At 64.9% G+C, this 6,420-nt stretch carries 15 protein-coding genes; all 15 read right to left on the reverse strand.

Annotated elements, in window-relative coordinates; all coding sequences use genetic code 11:
* Positions 1-3 precede the first annotated feature (3 nt).
* Complete coding sequence (gene rplE, locus Q8O14_12020) at positions 4-561, reverse strand: 50S ribosomal protein L5 (GenBank protein ID MDP2361454.1); 558 nt, start codon at positions 559-561, stop codon at positions 4-6.
* A gap of 5 nt (positions 562-566) precedes the next feature.
* Positions 567-872, reverse strand: coding sequence for a 50S ribosomal protein L24 (gene rplX / locus Q8O14_12025; protein ID MDP2361455.1), 306 nt, complete (start codon positions 870-872; stop codon positions 567-569).
* Positions 872-1,240, reverse strand: coding sequence for a 50S ribosomal protein L14 (gene rplN / locus Q8O14_12030; protein MDP2361456.1), 369 nt, complete (start codon positions 1,238-1,240; stop codon positions 872-874). The genes rplX and rplN overlap by 1 nt, the downstream gene beginning before the upstream one ends.
* A gap of 15 nt (positions 1,241-1,255) precedes the next feature.
* Positions 1,256-1,513 (reverse strand): 30S ribosomal protein S17, encoded by a 258-nt coding sequence (gene rpsQ / locus Q8O14_12035; protein MDP2361457.1) that lies wholly within the window; start codon positions 1,511-1,513, stop codon positions 1,256-1,258.
* Positions 1,514-1,522: 9 nt separating this feature from the next.
* Entirely contained in the window at positions 1,523-1,726 is a 204-nt protein-coding gene (gene rpmC, locus Q8O14_12040) for a 50S ribosomal protein L29 (protein MDP2361458.1), read from the reverse strand.
* Positions 1,727-1,735: 9 nt separating this feature from the next.
* Positions 1,736-2,146 (reverse strand): 50S ribosomal protein L16, encoded by a 411-nt coding sequence (rplP, locus tag Q8O14_12045; GenBank protein ID MDP2361459.1) that lies wholly within the window; start codon positions 2,144-2,146, stop codon positions 1,736-1,738.
* A gap of 15 nt (positions 2,147-2,161) precedes the next feature.
* Positions 2,162-2,854 carry a 30S ribosomal protein S3 gene (gene rpsC, locus Q8O14_12050; GenBank protein ID MDP2361460.1) on the reverse strand — a complete coding sequence of 231 codons (693 nt, stop codon included), beginning with the start codon at positions 2,852-2,854 and terminating at the stop codon, positions 2,162-2,164.
* Between the two features lies 1 nt (position 2,855).
* Positions 2,856-3,227 (reverse strand): 50S ribosomal protein L22, encoded by a 372-nt coding sequence (rplV, locus tag Q8O14_12055; GenBank protein ID MDP2361461.1) that lies wholly within the window; start codon positions 3,225-3,227, stop codon positions 2,856-2,858.
* A 10-nt stretch (positions 3,228-3,237) separates the two neighbouring features.
* Positions 3,238-3,522, reverse strand: a complete 285-nt coding sequence (gene rpsS, locus Q8O14_12060) for a 30S ribosomal protein S19 (GenBank protein MDP2361462.1) — start codon at positions 3,520-3,522, stop codon at positions 3,238-3,240.
* Between the two features lie 16 nt (positions 3,523-3,538).
* Positions 3,539-4,366 carry a 50S ribosomal protein L2 gene (gene rplB, locus Q8O14_12065; GenBank protein ID MDP2361463.1) on the reverse strand — a complete coding sequence of 276 codons (828 nt, stop codon included), beginning with the start codon at positions 4,364-4,366 and terminating at the stop codon, positions 3,539-3,541.
* A gap of 18 nt (positions 4,367-4,384) precedes the next feature.
* The gene (locus Q8O14_12070; protein MDP2361464.1) at positions 4,385-4,672 is read right to left on the reverse strand and encodes a 50S ribosomal protein L23; all 288 of its coding nucleotides are present in this window, start codon (positions 4,670-4,672) and stop codon (positions 4,385-4,387) included.
* Entirely contained in the window at positions 4,665-5,297 is a 633-nt protein-coding gene (rplD, locus tag Q8O14_12075) for a 50S ribosomal protein L4 (protein MDP2361465.1), read from the reverse strand. Before rplD ends, Q8O14_12070 begins: the two co-directional genes overlap by 8 nt.
* A gap of 10 nt (positions 5,298-5,307) precedes the next feature.
* A complete protein-coding gene (gene rplC / locus Q8O14_12080) occupies positions 5,308-5,925 on the reverse strand; it encodes a 50S ribosomal protein L3 (GenBank protein ID MDP2361466.1) in 618 nt (205 codons plus the stop codon).
* A gap of 10 nt (positions 5,926-5,935) precedes the next feature.
* Positions 5,936-6,244, reverse strand: a complete 309-nt coding sequence (gene rpsJ, locus Q8O14_12085) for a 30S ribosomal protein S10 (GenBank protein ID MDP2361467.1) — start codon at positions 6,242-6,244, stop codon at positions 5,936-5,938.
* A 77-nt stretch (positions 6,245-6,321) separates the two neighbouring features.
* Positions 6,322-6,420: elongation factor Tu (locus tag Q8O14_12090; protein ID MDP2361468.1), on the reverse strand; the 99-nt coding region annotated here is incomplete at its 5' end.

The raw sequence follows: 6,420 nt of genomic DNA on the forward strand, positions 1-6,420 counted from the left end.
TCCTCACTGGTTTCTCTTGACGAAGGGCATGCCGAGCTCGGCCAGCAGCACCTTGCATTCTTCATCCGTCCCGGCCGTCGTCACGAAGCAGATGTCCATCCCGTGGACGCGCTCGACCTTGTCGTAGTCGATCTCCGGGAAGACGATCTGCTCCTTGATGCCCAGGTTGTAATTGCCGCGTCCGTCGAAGGAGCGGTCACTCAGGCCGCGGAAGTCCCTCATGCGGGGCGTCACGACCGAGATGAAGCGGTCGAGGAACTCCCACATGGCCTCCCGGCGCAGGGTGACGCTGGCGCCCACCGGCATCCCTTCCCGCAGCTTGAAGTTGGAGATGGACTTGCGGGCCTTGTTGACCACGGCCTTGCGGCCGGTGATCAGGCCCAGCTCCTCCACGGCCGACTCCAGGGCCTTGGGCGTGTCCTTGGCGGCGCCCATCCCCACGTTGAGGACGATCTTGCTCAGCTTCGGCACCTGCATCACGCTGGTGTAGCCGAAGCGCTCCATCAGGCCCTTGCGCACTTTGTCCCGGTACGAGGCCTTCAGTCGGGGTTCGTAGCTCATCTCGCTCACACCACCTCGTTGGAAACCTTGGAGACGCGGACGCGGCGGCCGTCGACGACCTTCACGCCCAGGCCCGCCGCCTTGCCCGTGTTGGGGTCGACAAAGGCGACCTTGGACACGTGCACGGGGGCCTCCTTCTCAATGATGCCGCCCGGCTGGCCCTGGGAGCGCGGCTTGGTGTGGCGCTTGATCACATTGACGCCCTCCACCAGCACGCGGTCCTTCTTGGGCAGCGCCTGCAGCACCCGGCCCTCCTTGCCCTTGTCCACGCCGGACAGGATGAGGACCTTGTCGCCCTTCTTGAGCTTCATCACAGCACCTCCGGGGCCAGGGAGACAATCTTCATGAATTGCCGATCCCGCAGTTCGCGCGCCACCGGGCCGAAAATGCGCGTGCCCTTGGGCTCGCGCTTCTCGTCGATGATGACGGCGGCATTGTCGTCGAAGCGGATGTAGGAGCCGTCGCTGCGCCGCACTTCCTTGGTCGTGCGCACGATGACGGCCTTCACCACCGAGCCCTTCTTGATGTTGCTGGCCGGCAGCGCCTTCTTCACCGAGCAGACGACGATGTCGCCCACGCTGGCGTAGCGCCGTCCGGTGCCGCCCAGAACACGGAAGCACTTGAGCAGCTTGGCGCCGGTGTTGTCGGCGACGTTGAGTCGGGTTTCTTCCTGGATCATGGTCCGGATCCCCCCTTACTTCTTGCGCTCGATGATCTGGGTCAGCCGCCAGCGCTTGCGGCGGCTCAGGGGCCGGCACTCGGTGATGGACACCAGATCCCCCGCCTGGGCCTCGTTGGCCTCGTCGTGGGCCATGTACTTCTTCGTGCTCTGGAAGTACTTGGAATAGATCGGATGCTTGACCTTGCGCACCACGGCCACCGTGATGCTCTTGTCCATGCCGGCGGAAACGACCCTGCCGACCCGAACCTTGCGAATGCCACGCTCGGACATGAATCGCTCCTACGCCTGTGTACCCTTGAGATCCAGTTCGTGGACGATGGTGCGCAGTCGGGCGATGTCCCGACGCAGCTTGCGGATGCGCAGCGGATTGTCCAACTGGCTCATCCCCTGCTTGTAGCGCAGCTCGCCCATCGACTCCTCGGCCTCGGCCAGCCGGGCGTCGAGATCGGCCCGGCTCATCAGCCGGATGTCCTTCACCTTCATCACGACCTCCTAGTCCCGCCGCTCGACGAACCTGGACCCGATGGCCAGCTTCTGGCCGGCCAGGCGGAGGGCCTCCTCGGCCAGCTCGCGCTTCACGCCCTCGATCTCGAAGAGCACCTTGCCTGGTTTCACGACCGCCACCCAGAACTCGGGGGCGCCCTTGCCCTTGCCCATGCGGGTCTCGGCGGGCTTCTTGGACACCGGCTTGTCCGGGAAAACGCGGATCCAGACCTTGCCGCCGCGCTTGATGTGGCGGGTCATGGCCACACGGGCGGCCTCGATCTGGCGGGCCGTCACCCAGCCCGGCTCCGTCGCTTTCAGGCCGAACTGGCCGAAATCAACATTGCAGCCGCGGTAGGCCAGTCCGGTCATGCGGCCGCGCATGCTCTTGCGATGCTTGACGCGCTTCGGCATCAACATGATGACGATCCTTTCCTACTTGCGGCGCGGGGGCCTCGGCGGGCCCTGCCGGGTCTGCTTGCGGGCGTCGTAGTCCACGCCGAACTTCTCGCCGCGGCAGATCCAGACCTTGACGCCGATGACGCCATAGGTGGTCCGGGCCTCCGCCAGCGCGTAATCGATGTCTGCGCGAAGAGTGTGCAGCGGAATGCGCCCTTCCTTGTAGCGCTCGGTGCGGCTCATCTCGGCGCCGCCCAGCCGGCCGGCACACATGATCTTGATGCCGTCGGCGCCGTTGCGCATGGTGGCCTGGATGGTCTTCTTCATGGCGCGGCGGAAGGAGACGCGCCCCTCCAGCTGCCGGGCCACGGAGTCGGCCACCAGCTGGGCCACCAGCTCGGGCTTCTTGATCTCGATGATGTTGACCTGCACCTCGTTGTCGAACTTGAGCTTCAGCTCCTCGCGGAGGCGCTCCACGTCCTGGCCCTTCTTCCCGATCACATGGCCGGGACGGGCGGTGTGCAGGGTCAGCACCACAGTGCGCGGATGGCGCTCGATGTCGATGCGCGCGATCCCCGCGTTGGCGTAAGCCTTGCGGCTCATGATGTATTTGCGGATCTCGACGTCCTGGAGAAGCTTGTCGGCGAAATGGTGCTCGTCGAACCAGTTCGAACTCCAGGTCTTGTTGATCCCCAGCCGGAAGCCGATCGGATGCGTCTTCTGTCCCATGCTATGCCTCCGCCTCGGTGGATGCCGCCGCCTGCTGTTCGCCAACCACCACCGTGACGTGGCTGGAGCGCTTGCGGATGGTCGTGGCGCGGCCCATGGCGCGGGGCAGGAAACGCTTGGCCGTCGGCCCCTCGTCCACCCAGATCGCCTGGATGACCAGGCCGTCGATGTCCACGGTCTTGGCGCCGTCCATCTGCTTGAAGTTGGCCACCGCCGAACGCACCAGCTTGGAGACGGGTGTGGACGAGCGCTTCTGGTTGAACTGCAGCTGAACCAGCGCCTCGTTGACCCGCATGCCGCGCACCAGATCCGCCACCAGGCGGACCTTGCGCGGCGCGATGCGCAGGTTGCGGCAGATTGCTTTCGCTTCCATCGCCACTCCTCTACCGCTTGGCCTTCTTGTCGCCCTTCTTGTCCTTGTGACCGAAGTAGGTGCGGGTGGGGGCGAACTCACCCAACTTGTGTCCCACCATGTTGTCGGTCACGTACACCGGGATGAACTTCTTCCCGTTGTGCACGGCGAAGGTCAGGCCGATGAATTCCGGGGTGATCATCGAGCGCCGGCTCCAGGTCTGGACGACCTTCTTGCTTTCGGCGTTCTTCATCGAGTCCACCTTCTTCATCAGGTGGTCGTCCACGAAGGGACCTTTCTTGATCGATCTCGCCATGGGAAGGGTCCTTTACCTACTTGGTCCGGCGGCGCACGATGAACTTGTCGCTGTCCTTGTGGCGCTTGCGCGTCTTGAGGCCCTTGGTCTTCCAGCCCCACGGCGAGGTGGGGTGGCGTCCGCCGGAGCTGCGACCCTCGCCACCGCCCATGGGATGGTCGACCGGGTTCATGACCACGCCGCGCACGGTGGGCCGCACGCCCAGCCAGCGACTGCGCCCGGCCTTGCCCGAGCTGATGTTCATGTGCTCGGAATTGCCCGTCTTGCCGATGGTGGCGCGGCAGTTCTGGTGGACCCTGCGCAACTCGCCGGAGGGCAGCTTGACCAGCACGTAGTCGCCGTCCTTGGCCATCACGGTGGCGGAGGATCCGGCGCCGCGGGCCATCTGGGCGCCCTTGCCGATCTTCAGCTCGATGCAGTGCACGAACTCGCCCATGGGGATGTCCTTCAAGGCCAGGCAATTGCCCGTCTTGATCTCCGAGCCGGGGCCGCTCATGATCCACTGGTCGACCTGGAGCCCCTCGGGGGCGATGATGTAGCGCTTCTCGCCATCCTTGTAGAAAAGCAGGGCGATGCGGGCGCTGCGGTTGGGATCGTACTCGATGGCGGCGACGCGGGCGGGGATGCCGTCCTTGTTCCGCTTGAAGTCGATGATCCTGTACTTCTGCTTGTGACCGCCGCCCCGGTGGCGGCAGGTGATCCGGCCCATGTTGTTCCGCCCGCCCGTGCTCTTCTTGATCACGGTGAGGGCCTTCTCGGGCTTGGACTTGGTGATCTCCTCGAAGCCGGGGGTGCTGCGGAAGCGCTGCCCGGCCGTCGTCGGCTTGTACTGCTTCAGGGCCATTGCCTGTCTCCCGCTTCTCTACAGACCTTCGACCAGTTCGATCTTGTCGCCTGGCTTGAGGGTCACCACCGCCTTCTTCCAGTCCGACCTCCGGCCGGCGTGGGCTCCCATCCGCTTCAGCTTGCCACCGACATTGACGGTGCGCACGCTGTTGACGGTGACGCCGAAGCGCTTCTCCACCGCCTTGCGGATCTCGATCTTGTTGGCGTCCACGCTCACCCGGAAGGAGTACTGGTTGCGCTCATCCTTGAGCTCCACCGACTTCTCGGACAGGATGGGATGGATCAGCACGCGCTTCTCAGCCACCGTACACCTCCTGCAGGCGGGCCACCGCGCTCTTCTGCAGCACGACCACCTCGCTGGCCACGATGTCCCGCACGCTGGGCTGGTCCGCCGGCTGCAGATCCAGCTTGTAGATGTTGCGCGCGGACAGGTACAGGTTGCGTTCCTGGCCGCCTGTGAGGAAGAGGACGCGGCGGCCGGTGAGGGCGAAGGCCTTGAGGATGCCGGCCATCTTCTTCGTCTCCGGCGCGCCGAAGGCGAAATCCTCGACCACCACCACCTTCTGCTCCCGGGCGCGCAGCGTGTAGGCGCTGCGCTTGGCCAGCAGGCGGACCTTCTTGTTCACCTTCTTCTCGTACTCGTGGGGCTGAGGTCCGAAGACCGTGCCGCCATGGCGGTGCTGGGGGGCGCGGCTGGTGCCCTGCCGCGCGTTGCCCGTGCCCTTCTGCTTGTAGGGCTTCCTGCCGCCGCCGCTGACCAGGCGCCGGTTGAGAGTGGCGTGCGTGCCCTGGCGGGCCGCCGTCTCCTCCGACACCACCGCCAGATAAATGGCGTGGCCGTTGGGCTTCTCGATGTTGAAGACGGATTCCGGCAGCTCGATCTTCTCGCTGGTCGGGGACCCGTCAAGCTTGTGGACGATCAGTTCCATGGATCCCCCCCTACTTCTGGATTTCCAGGAGGCCGTTGCGCGCGCCGGGAACCGCCCCCTTGACCAGCAGCAGGTTGCGCTCCGCGTCCACCATCACCACGCGAAGGTTGGACACCGTCACGCGGGCGTTGCCGGACTGGCCCGCCATGCGCCAGTTCTTGAAAGTGCGCGAAGGGTCGGAGGAGGCGCCCACCGAACCCGATCCGCGGTAGGACTCGTGCACACCGTGGGAGGCCTTGAAGCCGGAGAAATTGTGGCGCTTCATCACGCCCGTGAAGCCCCGGCCCTTGCTCGTGCCGGAGATCTTCACCTTGTCGCCGGCCTGGAAGATCTCGCAGGTGACCTGCGCACCCAGCTCGTAGCTGCGCAGGATGGCGCTCTTGAACTCCCGCAAGTGGCGCAGGGGCTTGGCTCCGGCCTTTTTCAGGTGGCCGCTCTCGGGTCGGTTGACACGGCCCGGCTTCACTTCAAGAAAGCCCAGTTGCACGGCTTCGTAGCCGTCCCGATCCTTGGACTTGATCTGGGTGACCGTGCAGGGCCCGGCCTCGATGACGGTGACGGGGATGCACTCCCCCTTGTCATCGAAGACCGTGGTCATCCCGAGTTTGCGTCCCAGTATGGCGCTCATGACTGGCTCCTCAGGACTTGATCTCGATGTCCACGCCCGCCGGCAGCTCCAACTTCATCAACGCGTCGATCGTGCGATTCGTCGCGTTGAGGATGTCGATGAGCCGCTTGTGGATGCGGGTTTCGAACTGCTCGCGGGACTTCTTGTCCACATGGGGCGACCGGTTGACCGTGACCACCGAGCGATCAGTGGGCAGCGGAATCGGGCCGGCCACGATGGCGCCGGACTCCCGCGCGGTCTTGATGATCTTCTCGGCCGACATGTCGATCAGGTTGTGATCGTATGCCTTGAGACGGATGCGAATGTTCGGATTGGCCACGATCCGACTCCTGCTTATTACTACGACCGGCTTGGCGTAGGGACACGACGCGTCGTGTCCCTACGGCGCGGCCCATTCTACTTCTGGATCTCCGTCACCACGCCGGCGCCGATGGTGCGGCCACCCTCGCGGATGGCGAAGCGCAGGTCCTTCTCCATGGCGATGGGCGCGATCAG

Source organism: bacterium (assembly GCA_030685015.1).
Taxonomy (GTDB): Bacteria; CAIWAD01; CAIWAD01; order CAIWAD01; family CAIWAD01; genus CAIWAD01.

Coding starts and splice junctions, on each gene's coding strand:
- rplV (MDP2361461.1), bottom strand. CDS start 3,227: ATGGAAGCGAAAGCAATCTGCCGCAACCTGCGCATCGCGCCGCGCAAG.
- rplD (MDP2361465.1), bottom strand. CDS start 5,297: ATGGAACTGATCGTCCACAAGCTTGACGGGTCCCCGACCAGCGAGAAG.
- rplP (MDP2361459.1), bottom strand. CDS start 2,146: ATGTTGATGCCGAAGCGCGTCAAGCATCGCAAGAGCATGCGCGGCCGC.
- rplN (MDP2361456.1), bottom strand. CDS start 1,240: ATGATCCAGGAAGAAACCCGACTCAACGTCGCCGACAACACCGGCGCC.
- rplC (MDP2361466.1), bottom strand. CDS start 5,925: ATGAGCGCCATACTGGGACGCAAACTCGGGATGACCACGGTCTTCGAT.
- rplE (MDP2361454.1), bottom strand. CDS start 561: ATGAGCTACGAACCCCGACTGAAGGCCTCGTACCGGGACAAAGTGCGC.
- rplX (MDP2361455.1), bottom strand. CDS start 872: ATGAAGCTCAAGAAGGGCGACAAGGTCCTCATCCTGTCCGGCGTGGAC.
- rpsC (MDP2361460.1), bottom strand. CDS start 2,854: ATGGGACAGAAGACGCATCCGATCGGCTTCCGGCTGGGGATCAACAAG.
- rplB (MDP2361463.1), bottom strand. CDS start 4,366: ATGGCCCTGAAGCAGTACAAGCCGACGACGGCCGGGCAGCGCTTCCGC.
- rpmC (MDP2361458.1), bottom strand. CDS start 1,726: ATGAAGGTGAAGGACATCCGGCTGATGAGCCGGGCCGATCTCGACGCC.
- rpsS (MDP2361462.1), bottom strand. CDS start 3,522: ATGGCGAGATCGATCAAGAAAGGTCCCTTCGTGGACGACCACCTGATG.
- rpsQ (MDP2361457.1), bottom strand. CDS start 1,513: ATGTCCGAGCGTGGCATTCGCAAGGTTCGGGTCGGCAGGGTCGTTTCC.